Origin of the sequence: Acidisoma sp. PAMC 29798 (assembly GCF_030252425.1) — a bacterium.
GTDB lineage: Bacteria > Pseudomonadota > Alphaproteobacteria > Acetobacterales > Acetobacteraceae > Acidisoma > Acidisoma cladoniae.
In genome coordinates this window covers 17,920-34,444 of sequence record NZ_CP126996.1, presented here as the reverse complement: position 1 = coordinate 34,444, position 16,525 = coordinate 17,920, and the positions used below count along the sequence as shown (strand labels likewise).

Below are 16,525 nucleotides of genomic sequence, written 5' to 3'. Positions count from 1 at the left end.
TGTGCTCGAAAGTAAGTCGCCACTGCCTGACAACGGAGGGAATAGAAGGTTCCGGTTTCCCCGCAAGCATATCTGGTTAGGGATGTCCGCGACTGCCGTTTTCCGAACGCCCTCTGCGGATAGAGATTGAAGGCGACCGCCGCGAGCGCAACAGATGCCCTGGAAAGCTTCAGTACTATCATACTATGCCCCCGCGACGCTTTCTATCGATCGTAGTTTCGCCTTTGTATACAAAGGTGGTTACACGGCTATGTCCCAACGATTACGCTTTGTAAGGGCATAAGATCAAATGAAGACATGTGAGATAAAGCCGGGCGACCCACGACAGGTGATACTGGCATGTGTTCGTTCCGACGATTGCCGACGGCTGTATAACTCGTCGACTACTGCCCCCCAAAGCCTCGATCAAATCCACCTGAGTTTCCGTAGCCTCCGTCATAGCTATTTCTATTCGATGCTTGGCAAGACTTCCACCCGCACGGGTCGCTACAGCATGCGGACAGAAGATGAAGAACCAAGAGTAATGCGAGGCCGGGTATAAAGCGTCTATCCATCGTATTCTCGATTGCCATGTCGTTTCTGCTCATACGCTCCGCGTGGAGATCTGCGATGCACGGTTGTCGACCAGATAATGATGCGCCGCCTTAGATAGGATGTCATGTCGGGTTGCGAAAGAGAAACCCATGACTGACTGGTGTGCAAAGACTGAAGAGATTGATGAGCAACACCTGCGACGCGCTACGGCGATCACCGTGACAAGGCTGCTCGGTCGGAGCATAAGCTAAGAGCCGCGGCAACCTGGAGTTTGAGGAATTCGGATGAGGTTTGACGACTATAGAAGAAAAATGTTGTCGATCGACGGAAATGGCAGGATCGGTTCCATGACGTGGACAGAAGGTTGGATACCTCGATCGGATATGCGCGTCCAACGCCGCCGGCGTGTTCTTGCAACAATAATAGCTATGACTTTCTTCTTTTCTAATTCGTCAATGACGCGGGCGGCGGAGATGGCAGGTGTCAGCATGTCGGATTCCAGCAGCATCGAAGGCACGCAGCTCGTCCTAAATGGCATCGGATTGCGGACATATTCGATCCTTGGTGTTCACATCTATGTGGCAGGTCTTTATCTGCAGACACCAAGCCATGACGCGAATGAGATTTTACGATCTTCCGAGCGAAAGATGCTGCAGATCCATTTTTTGCATGACGTCGACGTCTCTGATGCTCGTAATGCGTGGCGCACGGGCCTTCTGGAGAACTGCGCATCGCCGTGCAAGTTGTCACCGGATACCGTAGCTCGCTTTCTCGCGGCTTTGCAGCCAATCCACTCCGGCGAAGATGTTACCCTTCTCTTTGGCCACGATGGACTCACAGCGTTTGACGATGGTCATTTGATCGGACGCGTCCCGGACCTGGTGTTCAGCGAAGCAATGCTCGCATCCTTTATCGGACTCCATCCCGCGACCACGCGCCTGAAACAAGAGCTACTAGGCTTCTAGCGCGTAAGTTCGTTTGCCGCTCTCTCTAGATGAGAGCGGCCTTCGCGCTACAAACTGCAACAAGATGCAAAACAGCTGCCCTACGAGTAAAGCTTTGACGTATAATTCTTTTATGGAACTGCGCCCGCATCTTTTGGTAGTCGATGATAACCAGGAAATTCGAACTCTACTCTCTCGATTTATGGAGAAGAACGGTTTCCGAGTGACTGCGGTCCGGGACGGGCGCGAAGCGCGGTATGCCTGGACATATGGTGCATTTCACCTCGTCGTGCTCGATCTTATGCTTCCCGGCGAAAACGGCTTGGAGATTGCCCGGTGGCTACGAGATCAGCAGGATGTGCCGATCGTCATTGTAAGCGCCATGGGTGATGATGCGGACCGCATTGCCGGCTTGGAACTCGGCGCAGATGACTATATCGTCAAGCCGTTCAATCCGCGCGAGTTGTTGGCGCGCATCTGTGCAGTCCTGCGCCGCGCTAGCGAGAGGCAGAAAAACGTAACTGGGGGCAACCGCACAGAGCAGCCGCTGCGGTTCGCGGGTTGGATACTCGAGCGGAGCCAGCGACGGCTTCTGAATCCGGATGGCATTGGCGTGCCGATAACGAGAGGTGAATACGATCTCCTATTAGCATTCCTGGAGCACCCGAACCGTCTTGTTACACGGGATATGTTGCATCCTCTGTCTCGCAGGGACGAAACGACGCTGGTCGATCGCGCGGTCGATGTGGCAGTGAGTCGCTTGCGACGCAAATTGAACCACCCTGGTGAGCAGGGACAAATCATAAAGACAGTCCGTAGCGGCGGTTACATCCTCGCCGCCATCGTGGACCGTATCTGATGGGCTGCTTGTCATCAGACTCGCGGACCACGCGACGCTCGCTCAGCAGCCATGGCGGTAAAGAGATAGCCGTTATCAAAAGCGCGCGGCTCGCCTGCCACTAAGGATGCTATCAATAACGGCTCCACAGAAAGACAATACGGATCTTGGTCTCCGATGCCCCCCACGATGCCATTGATTGCTAGGTCCGTGCCCAGAATCCCGCGATCAGCGGCTCGACCCGTCCAGACTGCCATTTTGATAAAGCGACGAAAACATCCTGCTCGTCCACCCACCGCCCAGCGCGCGCACAAGAGAGACATTGGTTGTCATGCGGCTTTCCATGACCTCCAACGCGCTTTCTTCGTCGGAAAGTGCTGTCGCCTGGGCGGTCACGACCGTCGTGTAAGTCTCGGTCCCCGCCCGGTATTCGTTGAGAGCAATCCGAACCGCGTCGCGAGCCGATGCGACAGCGGCCGCCTCAGTGGTGGCCTCGTTGGCTAGAATACGCTGGCCCGAGAGCTCATCCTCGACATCCTGGAAGGCGGCGAGAACCGTTTCGCGATAATTTGCGACGGCCTGATCATAGGTCGCGAGGGCCGCATCGACCGCCGCGCTGCGAGCACCGCCCTCAAACAAGGTCTCCGTGCCGCTAGCGGCAATTGACCACAATTCGTTCGATACACTGAACAACCCGCCTGCCGCGCCTGAAGAACCCAAGGCCGCTGACAAGCTGATATCAGGATAGAAGGCGGCCGTTTCAACGCCGATCAGCGCGTTTTGCTGCTGCATCTTCCGCTCGACTTCCGCGATATCGGGGCGGCGCTGCAGCAGCACAGCGGGAACCTCGACAGGCACTACAGGAACCGTGGTCGTCAACAAGCCCGTGGGGATCGAGAGCTCGGCTGGTGGCTTACCGATTAGGAGCGCGACGGCATGCTCATACTGCACCCGCAAGACCCCAGTGCCCACAAGACTGGCCTCTGTGGTCTGCAGTTGCGTTTGTGCTGTGATGACGTCCGACCGTGCGGCTACACCCGCCGTGTATTGGTTCTGGGTGATCGTCAATGACCGCTGATAAGCCCGCACCGTATCCGACAGCAGTTGCGTGAGCGAATCTTGATAACGAAGTTCGAAATAGTCAGTCGCCAAATCTGCCTGGGCTGAGAGGCGGATCGAGGCAAGTTCGGCGACGCTGGCTTGGGCACTGGCCGTGTCGCTCTCCACCTGGCGGCGGACCTTACCCCAGAGGTCAACATCCCAACTGAGCGTCCCCTCCCCTGTTTTGGTCGTTGAAGCAAGTCCGCTCGCCTGCTCTCGCTCGCCTGATGCGGTGGCGGAAAGGGTAGGGAAGTAGTTCGCCCGTGCCTCATCGACGGTAGCACGGGCCTCCCGATAGGCCGCCTCGTAGGCGCGCAGGTTTTGGTTGCCAACGTCGATCTCACCCTCTAGCTGGTCAAGGAGGGGATCGTCGTAGATGCGCCACCACGTCCCCCGATTGATGTCGTCGGACGGATGGGCTGGCGTCCATCCCAGAAGCTCTTTGTAGACAGAAGACGTCGGGGCCGACGGGCGATGATAGTCGGGGCCCACGGTACATCCGGCCAGCAAAACCAGGCAAATCCACGAGCGCGCGACGTTCATTATGCGGCTCCCGGCAATGCGGAGGGTTGGCGCGACCCGCGGCGGAAACGCAGCCGATCCAGCAGTACATAGACAACTGGCGTAGTGTAGAGGGTCAGCACTTGGCTGACGAGCAGACCACCGATGATGGTGATCCCGAGAGGACGACGCAACTCGGCGCCTACACCCGTATCAATGGCAAGTGGCACGGCACCAAGGATGGCTGCAAAAGTGGTCATCATAATTGGTCGGAACCGAAGGCGGCATGCCTGAAGAATCGCGTCCTCGGATCGCAGCCCCTCCTTCCGCTCGGCCGCGAGCGCGAAGTCGACCATCATAATGGCATTTTTCTTTACAATTCCGATGAGCAGGATCACGCCGATCATCGCGATCACGGTGAATTCAGTGCCGGTGATTAGCATGGCAAGGACGGCCCCGACACCGGCCGAAGGAAGCGTTGAGAGAATGGTGAGAGGGTGGACCCAACTCTCGTAGAGAATTCCTAACACCATGTAGACCGCAAGCAACGCACCCACGACCAGCAGCATTTCGCTTATAAGCGTGGCTTGGAGGCTGCCCGCGGTTCCCGCAAAGCCACCTTGAACCGTCGATGGCATCTGGATTGCCTGCTCTGCCTGCGCGATTGCCACGACAGCCTGGTCAAGAGAATGACCCGAGGTAAGGTTAAAGGAGAGCGTCGCAGCGGCAAAGCCGTCCTGATGGTTGACTTGGACAGACACAGTTCTCTCCAGAAAGTGGGAGAATGCGGCCAGAGGAATCATCGTCTCCGACGATGTCGAGACGGCGCTTCCACTGGAAGCGCTGGTGGTGTCGCTGGCGATCGCATTCGTCGATGCGTTCTTTGATGCAGAGGAGGAGGAGGACGTGCTGTTGGACGAGGTCCTGCCGTTTGAAGTTGCCGTACCACTGACAAAATTGGTGCTGGAAGAACCACTGGCGGTCTCACCGGAGGTGCTGACATAGACCTGTTTGAGACTATCGGGGGTTTCGAGATCCAGCGGATTGATCTCCATTACGACGTGATACTCGTTGACATCCTTGTAGATCGTCGAAACCTGCCGCTGCCCAAAGGCATCGTAGAGCGTGGCATCGATGACGTTAGATGTCAGTTCGAAGCGAGCGGCTGTGGGCCGGTCCACAACCACGCTGCTCTTCAATCCGCCAAGCTGCTGGTCCGATTGCAGATCGGTCAGGATGGGGTTCTTTCTGAGTTCTGCGAGGAGCTTTGATGCCCAGCTATTGAGAGCCTCAGAGCTGTCGGACTGCAGCGTATACTGGTACTGCGCAAAACTTTGACGGCCGCCGGTAAACAGGTCCTGCATCGGAAACATCACCAGCTGTGCACCCGGCACGACGGCGAGTTTTGGCCGCAGGCGGTTCATCACGACCTGAATCCCGCTCCGCTCCGACAATGGTTTGAGTGTGACGAAGACATTGGCGGTGTTGGTCCCCTGATTGCCGGTAAAACCGATGACCGAAGCGACCGCCGGGTCCTGTCGGACGATCGTCAAGGCCTGGCGCAGCTTCTCCCGCATCGCCTGGAAAGAAATGTCCCGGTCGGCCTGGATGCCGCCCATCAGCAGCCCGCTGTCCTGCTCGGGGAAAAATGCCTTCGGAACCACGATGATCAACGCCATGTTGAGCGCGACCGTCGTCAATAATGAGAGCATGACGAGCCCCTTATAGCGCATGATCCGCGTCAACGAGTAAAGGTAGAGCCTCTGAACAGCCTCAAAGGCCCGCTCGACACTCTTCGAGAGGCGGCCCTGGCTCCGCTGGCCATCGACCGGCAAAACATGAGCGCAGAGGGCAGCCGTGGTGGTCAGCGAGACCACCATGGAAATGACGATCGCGAGGGTAAGAACCGCTGCGAATTCCTGGAACAGCCGCCCGACCAGGCCCTCCATCAGCAGGATCGGCAGGAAGACCGCAACGAGCGACGCGCTCATCGAGATGACGGTGAACGACACCTCGCGCACGCCCTGCAAAGCCGCCTCCAGCCGCCCCTTGCCGTCCTCCATCAAGCGAGTGACGTTCTCCAAAACTACGATCGCGTCGTCGACCACAAAACCGGTGGCGACGGTCAGAGCCATCAGGGAAAGATTGTCCAGGCTGTAGTCCAACAGGTACATGGCACCGAATGTCCCGAGGATTGAGACTGGCAAAGCGACACTCGGCACAAGGGTCGCCAGCGGACTCCGCAGAAAGACGAAGACGACCAGGATGACGAGGATGACCGAGATAACCAGCGTCCGTTCGGTGTCGGCGAGCGAAGCCCGGATGGTGGTGCTTCGATCTCCGGCGACGGTCATGACGACATCGGCGGGAAGGCCGGCCTCCAGCTGCGGGAGAAGAGCTTTGGTCCGGTCCACTGTTTCAATGATGTTAGCATTCGGCTGCTTGAAGACCAGCATCGTGACGGCAGGCTGGCCGTCGACGTATCCTTGGTTCCGTAGGTCTTCGACCGAATCCGTTACTGATGCGACATCACTGAGGAAGATAGGGTGGTCGCTCCGATAAGCGATGACCAAACCGGCGTAGTCCGCGGCCTTCTCGATCTGATCATTGGCGTACAGTCTCCAGAGTCTCGATCCTTGTTCGATCACACCTTTGGGGCTGTTCGCGTTGGCGCCGGCCAGTGCGGCACGCACATCTTCAAGCGAGATTCCGTATTTAAAAAGCGCGCGGGAATTCACATCGACTCTGACGGCCGGGAGGGAGCTGCCGACGATCTGGACGCTCCCAACCCCTTCGACCTCCGACAGACGCTGGCCGATCACGCTATCGGCGATGTCGTAGAGCTGGCCCGGGGTATAGGTTTTCGACGCCAGTGCAACAATCAGGATCGGCGCATCCGCCGGATTGAACGCGCCATAGGTCGGATTTGAATTCAGGGTGGATGGGAGGTCAGAGCGGGCAGCGTTGATCGCCGCCTCCACATCGCGCTCAGCACCATTGATATTGCGGTCCAAGCCGAACTGCAGAGTGATATTGGAGCTGCCGGTGCTGCTTTGAGACGTAATCTCGGTAACGTCGGCGATCTGACCGAGATGGCGCTCCAGAGGGGCGGCCACGGTCGCGGCCATCGTATCGGGGCTACCGCCGGGCATTTGCGCCTGTACCCGCAACGTCGGAAAATCGACGCGCGGGAGCGGTGAGACCGGCAGCCGAAAGAATGCAAAGCCACCAGCGAGGAGGATCCCGATGGTCAGCAGAGTCGTGGCAATCGGCCGATGAATGAAGAGGCCGCTCAACGTCATGTCGCGCTTCCTTCCGCCGCCCTCGGACTACGCCCGCGTTCCCTTACCCGTCGCCCCAGTTCGTCGAAGGCGAGATAGATCACAGGCGTGGTGAAGAGCGTCAGCATCTGGCTGACAAGCAGACCGCCAACGATGGCGAGCCCAAGTGGCCGTCGTAGTTCCGAACCGGTGCCGGACCCGAGCATCAGTGGAAGAGCCGCGAAGAGAGTCGCGCAGGTAGTCATCAGGATGGGGCGGAAGCGTAGCAGGCAAGCCCTTCGTATGGCGTCAGCCGGTGACAGGCCAGCTTCGCGCTCACCGGACAGTGCGAAGTCGATCATCATGATGGCGTTCTTCTTGACTATCCCGATCAGCAACACGATGCCGATGACACCAATGATATCGAGATCGGCACCCGCGAGACGAAGTGCCAGCAGGGCACCGACGCCAGCCGAGGGTAAGGTGGATAGGATCGTTAAGGGATGGATGAAGCTCTCGTAGAGCACGCCCAGCACTATGTACATCGCGACTACGGCGGCAAGCACGAGGGCGAGCTCATTCGACAGGGAGGAACGATAGGCAGCGGCGGTTCCCTGATAACTAACCTGGACGCTCTCAGGGAGATGGAGCACCCCGCGGGCCGCCTCAATGGCCGCGATACCGGAGCTAAGAGCGACTCCTTCGGCAAGATTGAAGGAGATGGTCGCGGCTGGGAACTGCGCGAGATGTGAGATAGCCAAGGCCGTCTGGCGTTCCTCGACATGGACGAGCGACGACAGCGGAACCTCTCCGGAGCTGGCCGTTGAAGAGGGGAGAAAGATGGAATCTAGGGCGGTTACGTTGCGGCTGATCGTCGGGTCCGCCTCCATAATGACCCGGTACTGGTTCGATTGCGTGAAAATGGTCGAGATGATCCGCTGGCCGAAGGCATCATAGAGGGCGTTATCGACAGTTGCCGGTGTAATGCCGAACCGTCCGGCTGTCGTGCGGTCGATGGTCAGATAGAGAGCCAGGCCATCAGGCTGTTGATCGCTGTTGACGTCGCTGAGTTCGGGAAGTCTGCGCAGGCGGTCCAGCAGCCGAGGCGCCCAGAGGCTAAGCAATGCGATATCGGTGCTTTGAACCATTAGTTGGTAGCGGCCGGGGCTGGCGATCGTGTCTATGGTCAGGTCCTGCACCGGCTGCAACGTCAATTGGATGCCTGGCACGGCTGCAGTGGACCGCTGCAGCCGCGCCAGCGTGGTAGTTAGCGCGCCGCGCTGCGCCTTAGGCCGCAGATTGATGGTCATGCGCCCATCGCTGAGGGTGGGATTAGTACCATCAACACCGATATAGGAGGACAGGCTAATCACGTCTGGATCCGCGAGGACGATCGCCGCGACCCGTTGCTGGCGGTCGGCCATTGCTTCATGAGAAATGCTGGCCGGGCCCGTCGTAACACCCTGGAGGATGCCGACATCCTGTGTCGGAAAGAAACCCGTAGGCGCCGTGAAGACAAGATAGAGGGTTAGTGCGCAGGTCCCGATCGCCACCAGTAGCGTCGGTAGCCGATGGGCCAGAACAGTATCCAGGAGACGCGCGTAAGCCGCAACGAGCTTTGCGAATGCCGCTTCCGCGCCTCGATTAAGGCGTCCGGGATGTCGGACCTGCGGTGGACGCAGAAGGCGACCACAGAGCATCGGCACGAGGGTCAGTGATACGACGGCCGAGATGACGATCGTGGCCGCAAGGGTGATCGCGAATTCATGGAACAAGCGACCTACCACGTCGGCCATGAACAGCAATGGGATCAGCACCGCTAGCAGCGACACCGTGAGAGCGATTATGGTGAAGGCGATCTCCGAGGCGCCTCGGAGGGCCGCTTGCATAGGAGGCACTCCCGACTCCACATAGCGCGTGATATTTTCGATCACGACAATCGCGTCATCGACAACAAAGCCGGCAGCGATAGTGAGCGCCATGAGGGACAGGTTATCAAGGCTGAACCCCCAGAAGTACATCGCGGCCAATGCACCGACGAGCGACAATGGCACCGAGAGGCTGGGAATCAGCGTCGCTCTCAGGTCTCGAAGAAAGACAAAGATCACCAGCACGACGAGACCCACGGCCAACGCCAACTCCAGCTCGACATCATTGACGGAGGCCCGGATCGTCATCGTCCGATCGATGAGCGGCGTGATCACTGCCGCCCTCGGCAAGGACGCTTCCAAGCCTGGCAGGAGTGCCTTGATCGCCGCGACGACCTTGATGACATTCGCCCCGGGTTGACGTTGGATATTCAGCAGGATCGCCGGTGTCCGGTTCATCCAGGCATCGAGGTCCGTATCCTCGGGCCCCTCGACAACGCTCGCGACATTGGAGAGGTAAACGGGCCGATTATTCTCGTAGGCAATCACCGATCCCATATAATCGCCCGCACTCTGAATCTGATCGTTCGAATCGATCGTCCAGGACCGCTGTGGGCCGTCCAGTGACCCCTTAGCCGTATTGACGTTGAGATTGCTGATCTGGGTCCGCAGATCGTCGATCGCCACTCCGTAGGCGGCGAGCTTTCGTGGGTCGAAGCGCACACGGACCGCAGGCCGGTTGCCGCCGGCGATGCTGACCAGGCCGACGCCGGCCACCTGTGAAATCTTCTGGCTGAGCTGGTTCTCCGCCAGGGAGCGCAACCCGGTCAGCGCCATGGTCCGAGAGGTTAGCGCAAGGGTAAGAATGGCCGTGTCAGCGGGATTGATCTTGGCATAAATCGGAGGCGCCGGAAGATCGTCAGGCAGAAGACTGTCAGCGGCGTTGATCGCCGCTTGCACCTCTTGTTCCGCCACATCGAGCGCCAGTGACAGATCGAACTGCAAGGTGATGACCGAGGCCCCCCCGGCGCTCTGCGATGACATTTGTCGCAGACTTGCCATTTGACCGAACTGCTTCTCCAAGGGCGCCGTTATGGCCGAAGCCATGACGTCGGGACTGGCTCCCGGATAGAACGTCTGTACCTGGATGGTCGGATAATCGACGGTTGGCAGCGCCGCGAGCGGCAAATAACGGTAGGAGACGAGACCCAGCAGCATCAGGGCCACCATCAGGAGCGTCGTCGCCACAGGGCGTTCAATAAAAATGCGGGAAGGATTCATGGTTGGGCGATGGCCGGCTTACAGCTGCGGCGCCGCGGCCGCTATCACGACGGAGGCGCCATCTTGCAACCGGTCGGCTCCGTCCGTGACGACGCGCTCGCCCACCGCCAGGCCCGAGGTAATGGCCACCCTTTTGGCGTCAGCGACACCGGTCTTAATGACGCGCAGATGGACCTTGTTGGCGCTGTCGACCACGTAGACAGTACTACCCTCCACCCCCTGTTGGACGGCCGCCGGGGGAACGGTGATCGCGCCACGGATCGTATCAATCAGCAGCCGCGCATTGACGAACTGCTCGGGGAACAGAGCATCATCCGTATTCAGATAGACTGCCCTGAGTTTGAGGGTGCCCGTCGTCGCGTCGATTTCATTGTCAAGAGTCGCCAGGGTGCCCTTGGCGATCTCCGTAGTATTGGACCGGTCGTAAGCGTCGACCTCCAGCTTGGCGCCAATTTGAAAGCGTGCGCGGACTTGGGGTACCGCATCCTCTGGGAGCGTAAACAAGACTGACATCGGTTTAATCTGTGTGACGATGACGATGCCCGTCGTATCTGACGCTTCCACAAAATTGCCGACATCCACCTGCCGGAGACCAATCCGACCGTCCACCGGCGAGATAATTTGGCAATAGGCAATGTTCAACTTTTCGGCTTCAATCTCTGCCTGATCCGCGCGTACACTCCCCTCATACTCACGCACAGTAGCCGCCTGAGTATCCACATTCTGTTTCGAGATAGAATCCTGCTGCGACAGTCGGCGGTAACGCGCGAGATTGAGGCTTGCGTCATCGAGCGATGCCTGGTCCTTGGCGAGCGTCCCTTTGTATTGGGCAAGGAGTGCCTCATAGGGACGCGGATCGACTTGGGCGAGGAGGTCACCCTTGTGTACGAGAGAGCCTTCTGTAAAAGCAATCTGCGTTAGATAGCCACTAATCTGGGACTTGACCGTTACCGTGGCGAGAGCGGTTACGGTGCCGAGACCTGTGAGGACAATCGGAATATCGTCACGCTCCGCTGCCGCCACGGACACCGATTGCGGTGTCTGGCCGCCGGGCGTCCCCCCGTGATCGCCCTTGTTCTGCCGGTGAAGCCAAACGGCGAGGCCGCCTGCAGCGACCAGAAAGAATAGAAGAATAACGATCAACCTTCGACGAGAGCGCCGCGAGACAGTTTGACCGATTTGTTGTGACGGTTTCGGATTGAGCTGCGTATCCATCAATGACCAAGAAATTGTGTGATTGCCACAGCGAACGGAGCGAATTGACTGAAATGTGACCATGCGAATAAACGCACCATTAGGCAGCAAGTCAATATGCGCCTACAAATATGTCAAAAGTGAAAAAAAGACGTCTTTGACTGAATTTCAAAGTACGTCGCCACCTCACATGTAGTATATGGGCATGCTAGTCTGGTGGTCATTTTGGTTATTGAAGAGTTTCCCGATGCCTGACAGCGTTCGTTCCGAGCCGACGTGTATACTTGTGGTCGAAGACGACGATGACATACGCGCCTTGATTTTGCGTTACCTGACAAGGTCAGGATATGTAGTTGTCGGCGTGGCCGATGGGAGTGGCCTTGATCGCGAGATGGCAAGACAGCCCTTTGATCTGATTCTGCTCGACGTGATGTTACCGGCCGAAACCGGCTTTGAACTATGCCGCCGTATCCATACCATCAGCCAGGCACGCATCATCATGGTCACGGCGCTTGCGGAGGTCACCGACCGCGTTGCCGGTCTGGAGCTCGGCGCCGATGACTACGTCGGCAAGCCTTTTGAGCTTGTTGAACTTGGCGCCCGGATCAAGGCGGTGCTTCGGCGCGGCGTCCCCCGTGAACTCACTCCGCAGGCGAACGCCGCTGCTGCGGGACTTCATTTTGCGGGATGGCGCTTCGAGCCAGAACGTCGAGTTCTGTATACGTCGGGCGATGTTCGAATGACGCTGACCGGTGCGGAAACGGACCTTATGTTGGTGTTTTATCACCATCCCGGCCGCGTACTGAGCCGCGAGGAATTGATCGCACTCACGCGGGGTGCCAGCTTCATAGTAGAAGAGAGAACGATCGACCTGCTGATCAGCCGTCTTCGGCGAAAGCTAGCTCATGGCGGCCGCCAGCTTGAACTGATCCGAACGATCCGAGGAGATGGTTACGTATTCGATCCCACGTTTGGCGGCACCGAGAAACTTGTACCATGAGGCGCTTGTTCCCCGACTCAGTTCAGGGCCAAATCATTGCAATCCTCGTGGCTGCCTTGCTGGCGACTTTAGTGCTCACTGCCGCATTGCTGACCCTGACTGGGCCTGCATTCCCGCCGCTTCCCCCAGGACCGTGGCCCAATGCAATGCAGGTCGCCGCCGACATTCATGCGTTGGGCGCTGCGCCGCCAGCGGCCAGGGCAGAAATCGCGCGGGCGATGTCGACAGAACAGGTCACCATACGATCCGGTGAGATGCTTCCCTGTCACGTCGTTCCCGCAGGCATAACCGACCGAAATCTGCAACTCGTCCTGCGCACTCTACTTCCAGACGAGCCAGAGCAAGTGTCAATTAGGCGCTGCAGCGAAGAAGCTGGCGGCGAGGAAACCACAGACATCGTGCTCGCGCTCGCCGGTGATGCACCATGGACACTTCGGGCCTACTCGCACGGGAGCTTCCCGCAAATCGTGTTCGTGACCTTGCCCTTGACGGTAGCTGTCTCCTTCCTCTTAGTGCTTGTCGTCGCGCTATCGTTCTGGACCTTGTGGCGCATCAATCGCCCCTTGCGGAATCTTGTCGCCACCGTCGAGCAGTTCGGACTGGACGTGGCTATTGCACCGCTTCCGGAGCAAGGCCCGCGCGAGATTCGGCGGGTCGCGCAAACCTTCAATCGAATGCAGGAACGGATTGCGCGATTCATGGAGGAACGTCAACGGATGCTGATGGCAATCGGGCACGATCTTCGCACTCCATTGACGAGACTTAGACTTCGTATCGAACTGGATGAAGCACCCACGACGGGCTACCACCTTCTCCATGATCTTGATCTGATGAACCGTATGATCAATGGAGCGCTCTCTTACCTGAGCGATCGAACTGCTGTGGAGGCACGCGAGGATGTCGATCTTGGCGCGCTTGTTGAGAGCCTTTGCATCGACGCGTCGGAGGCAGGAAAGTACGTCACCTACATAGGTGCCTTTGGCCCGATCTGCCGCTGCCAACCGATAGCTATTACGCGTGCCATCAACAATCTTCTCGAAAACGGTTCCCGCTACGGAACACATGTCATCGCCGACGTTTGGCGCCGCGAAGGCGAGGCCGTCATAGACATTCGCGATGATGGTCCAGGAATTCCGGCTGACATGCGAGCTATTGCCGTAGTTCCTTTCGCGCGACTCGATTCGGCCAGGCCTCTCGATGGCGGCCTCGGACTAGGCCTATCGATCGTGCAAGAGATCGTTCACCGGCATGCTGGCCATATGTCCCTTCTGGATGCTGATCCACCAGGTTTGCTGGTGCGCTTAATCATTCCTCTTACGGCAGGAGAGGATGGTTGAGCCGAGAGCGTCTGTGGCCGCAACGCCACGTGAGTTCATTTTGACACGCGACTGAGAACTCCATATGTTCACGTGCCCTGGGGGCTTACGCAACTTTTGAACGACGCGATCCCGAGTGCATAAAGCACATTGTCGATGCGCGTGGTTGCTTCGCAAGTCGTATCCGACGAACCCTGCCATGCCTTGGAGCGCAAAAGTCCGACAGGTTGAAGCTGTTAGTAAAGGAGTTTCTAATGAGCAAGCATCCGATGAAGATCGCTCAGACCGGACTTGTCACTGAAATCGCCGAGAATCTCGTTGCCCCGGAGATCTTTACCTCTGTGGTGAGTCAGTTCAGCTTGAGTGACGAAAGCGTAACTATCAAGTTGGTGTCAGTCAGATTTGATGATTCCGTCGCTCCACCAATAAAGAAGGCAGTGGTCGTAGGCCGTATTGTGCTCCCTGTTATTGGTGCTCAAGCCCTGGTAACCCAGCTGAACGACTTCTTGGAAGCCCACGGCGTAGGATCGACTGTTGATGGGAGAGCGGCTGTGAGACAGGAGACCATGCAGTGAGTGCGAGACTTCTTTTGCCGGATAATGCGCATCCACCGCACCGTATCTGCATCAGGTTCATCTACGTTGCTCCATCGACGCTCATGGCCACGTGCATCCAGGGCCACGTTGATGCGCAGACGTTGGACAGCGTTCTCGGATCTGTCTACGCTGACAACCGGACTATTCAAGCGGAGCGCGCTAAGCTGCGCGCCGTCGATGAAAACTTGAGATAGGGCTCACGATTACCCGCGCGCGGGCGAAGACCTTCGATGAGGTCATTACCCTGAAGAACCATTCCGGTTTAGGACTTGTGGCGACACGCGAATTCTGAGATCAGCGTGATGTTTGCAGTCTTGATGCGGCTCCTGTCGGTTGGCCGATTATGCCACCAGACTGTTGCGAACATGGACTAGAGATGATGGCAGATGGCCAACTGGAAAATGACGGGAAGCGTCTCAACAGCCTTCTAACGGCGGCAGAATCTCAGTTCCTGAGGAGAGCATACACCGCGACAACCATGGACGTCATGGCTGTAATTGAGCTGCTGCCGGTTTGGTGGACACCGAGATTAAGGTGTTTCGCGAGATTGGAGGATGCAAATGACGCGACGACAGTTCAGCCGGGAGTTCAAGCTGGAGGCGGTCCGGCTAGTTAATGAACGTGGGATTTCATTGGTGCAGGCCAGCCGGGACCTGGATGTGGGCGAAAGCATTCTGCGACGATGGATCAAGGAGGTTACCTCGGATCCTGGGCAGGCATTTCCGGGCCAGGGCCAGCTCAAGCCGGATCAGCAGGAGATAGATCGTCTGCGGCGTGAGGTCGCAAAGCTCAAGGCGGAGCGCGATATCCTAAAAAAAGCCGCGGCCTACTTCGCGAGGGAGTCGATATGAAATTCGGCTTCGTGGCGAAGCATCGAGGGATTTGGCCGGTGCGGTGGCTTTGCGAGGCGCTCGGTGTCTCACGCAGTGGATTCCACGCCTGGCTCACCCGATCGCCCAGCGCTCGGGCACGCAGCGACGAAATTCTCGGCGCGCACGTCAAGGCCAGCTTCGTCGGCAGCGACCGGACCTATGGCGCCCGGCGCGTCTGGCATGACGTCCTGGCCGAGGGTGACGTGTGTGGCTTGCACCGCATTGAGCGGCTCATGCGCGAGCAAGCCTTACGGGCCCGACCGCGCCGCAGAGGCCTGCCATCCGACAAGGGCGAGCGGAACGAGGCGGCTGCCAACGTGCTGGACCGCCAATTCGTAGCTACAGCACCGAACCAGAAGTGGATCGCCGACTTCACCTATCTTTGGACGGCAGAAGGTTGGCTCTACGTGGCTGCCGTCATTGACCTTTTCTCGCGTCGTGTCGTGGGCTGGTCGATGAGCGTCACGATGACAGCTCAGTTGGTGGCCGACGCGTTAATGATGGCGATCTGGCGCCGCGGCAAACCAGATGCGTTGATGCATCATTCGGACCAGGGAAGCCAATACAGCAGTGAACAGTTCCAGAAGCTCTTGGCAGATCATAACGTTAGTTGCAGCATGAGTCGGTCAGGGAATGTCTGGGACAATGCGGCAATGGAGAGCTTCTTCTCCTCGCTGAAAACTGAGCGAACAGCCCGCAAGGTATATCGCACGAGGGACCAGGCTCGAGCCGACGTATTCGACTACATCGAACGGTTCTATAATTTACGCCGACGCCACTCGACCATCGGCTATCTCAGCCCTATGGAATTCGAGCGGAACAAAGCGTCAGGCTAAGGTGCGTGTCCACCAAACCGGCAGCAGCTCAAATGGCGAAGATGTCGAAGAAGGCCCCATACGAACCCACGCCCTCGAAAGTAGTTCTATTTGATGCTGATGATAGATTGGCTAACGTCGTTGCGCTGCAGCCTGATGTACATGGACAGCGGTCCGAACCTGATGTCGCAAAAGTATCTCCTTCGGCTTGCCAAGCTTATCCTGTCTTCGAAATACGTTGAACTGGCCCGTACGGTCGCCACCGAAATCGGCTTCTCGTCGCAAGTAGCGTTGCCCTGAAGGCGCGCTACCTTCAGGGAGAAACCGGCCCTTCAGAAGCGGATTGTCCAGCTGGCATCTCGCGGAACCATCGGGGTTTCGGATACCACAGAGGCGGCCCGTCGG

At 58.0% G+C, this 16,525-nt stretch carries 10 protein-coding genes; 6 read left to right on the top strand and 4 right to left on the bottom strand.

What is annotated here, in order from left to right; translation table 11 throughout:
* Positions 1–818 precede the first annotated feature (818 nt).
* Both QP803_RS22940 and QP803_RS22935 read left to right on the top strand, forming a co-directional pair.
* Positions 819–1,499 carry a chalcone isomerase family protein gene (locus QP803_RS22940; protein ID WP_284948243.1) on the top strand — a complete coding sequence of 227 codons (681 nt, stop codon included), beginning with the start codon at positions 819–821 and terminating at the stop codon, positions 1,497–1,499.
* Positions 1,500–1,611: 112 nt separating this feature from the next.
* Positions 1,612–2,337, top strand: a complete 726-nt coding sequence (locus QP803_RS22935) for a response regulator (RefSeq protein WP_284948285.1) — start codon at positions 1,612–1,614, stop codon at positions 2,335–2,337.
* 207 nt (positions 2,338–2,544) lie between these two features.
* Here the strand turns inward: QP803_RS22935 and QP803_RS22930 are convergent, their stop codons facing one another.
* From QP803_RS22930 to QP803_RS22915, 4 genes are read right to left on the bottom strand one after another with little or no spacing between them, the layout of a single operon-like run.
* Positions 2,545–3,960 carry an efflux transporter outer membrane subunit gene (locus QP803_RS22930; RefSeq protein WP_284948241.1) on the bottom strand — a complete coding sequence of 472 codons (1,416 nt, stop codon included), beginning with the start codon at positions 3,958–3,960 and terminating at the stop codon, positions 2,545–2,547.
* Positions 3,960–7,220, bottom strand: a complete 3,261-nt coding sequence (locus tag QP803_RS22925) for an efflux RND transporter permease subunit (protein WP_284948239.1) — start codon at positions 7,218–7,220, stop codon at positions 3,960–3,962. The genes QP803_RS22930 and QP803_RS22925 overlap by 1 nt, the downstream gene beginning before the upstream one ends.
* Positions 7,217–10,327: an efflux RND transporter permease subunit gene (locus QP803_RS22920; RefSeq protein WP_284948238.1), complete on the bottom strand. Its 3,111-nt coding sequence runs from the start codon at positions 10,325–10,327 to the stop codon at positions 7,217–7,219. Before QP803_RS22920 ends, QP803_RS22925 begins: the two co-directional genes overlap by 4 nt.
* 18 nt (positions 10,328–10,345) lie before the next feature.
* On the bottom strand, positions 10,346–11,542 hold the full coding sequence (locus QP803_RS22915) for an MdtA/MuxA family multidrug efflux RND transporter periplasmic adaptor subunit (protein ID WP_284948236.1): 1,197 nt from the start codon (positions 11,540–11,542) through the stop codon (positions 10,346–10,348).
* Between the two features lie 226 nt (positions 11,543–11,768).
* Between QP803_RS22915 and QP803_RS22910 the strand changes: the two genes are divergently transcribed.
* The 4 genes from QP803_RS22910 to QP803_RS22895 all read left to right on the top strand — a co-directional run bounded on the left by QP803_RS22910 (position 11,769) and on the right by QP803_RS22895 (position 16,141).
* A complete protein-coding gene (locus QP803_RS22910) occupies positions 11,769–12,521 on the top strand; it encodes a response regulator (protein WP_284948235.1) in 753 nt (250 codons plus the stop codon).
* Complete coding sequence (locus QP803_RS22905) at positions 12,518–13,858, top strand: ATP-binding protein (RefSeq protein ID WP_284948234.1); 1,341 nt, start codon at positions 12,518–12,520, stop codon at positions 13,856–13,858. Before QP803_RS22910 ends, QP803_RS22905 begins: the two co-directional genes overlap by 4 nt.
* A gap of 233 nt (positions 13,859–14,091) precedes the next feature.
* Positions 14,092–14,412 carry a hypothetical protein gene (locus QP803_RS22900; protein ID WP_284948233.1) on the top strand — a complete coding sequence of 107 codons (321 nt, stop codon included), beginning with the start codon at positions 14,092–14,094 and terminating at the stop codon, positions 14,410–14,412.
* 581 nt (positions 14,413–14,993) lie between these two features.
* Positions 14,994–16,141 (top strand): IS3 family transposase gene (locus QP803_RS22895; protein ID WP_284944463.1). Its coding sequence is split into 2 segments (ribosomal slippage): positions 14,994–15,252 and positions 15,252–16,141, totalling 1,149 coding nucleotides; the frame shifts between segments, so codons are not numbered across the junction.
* Positions 16,142–16,525: the final 384 nt, after the last annotated feature.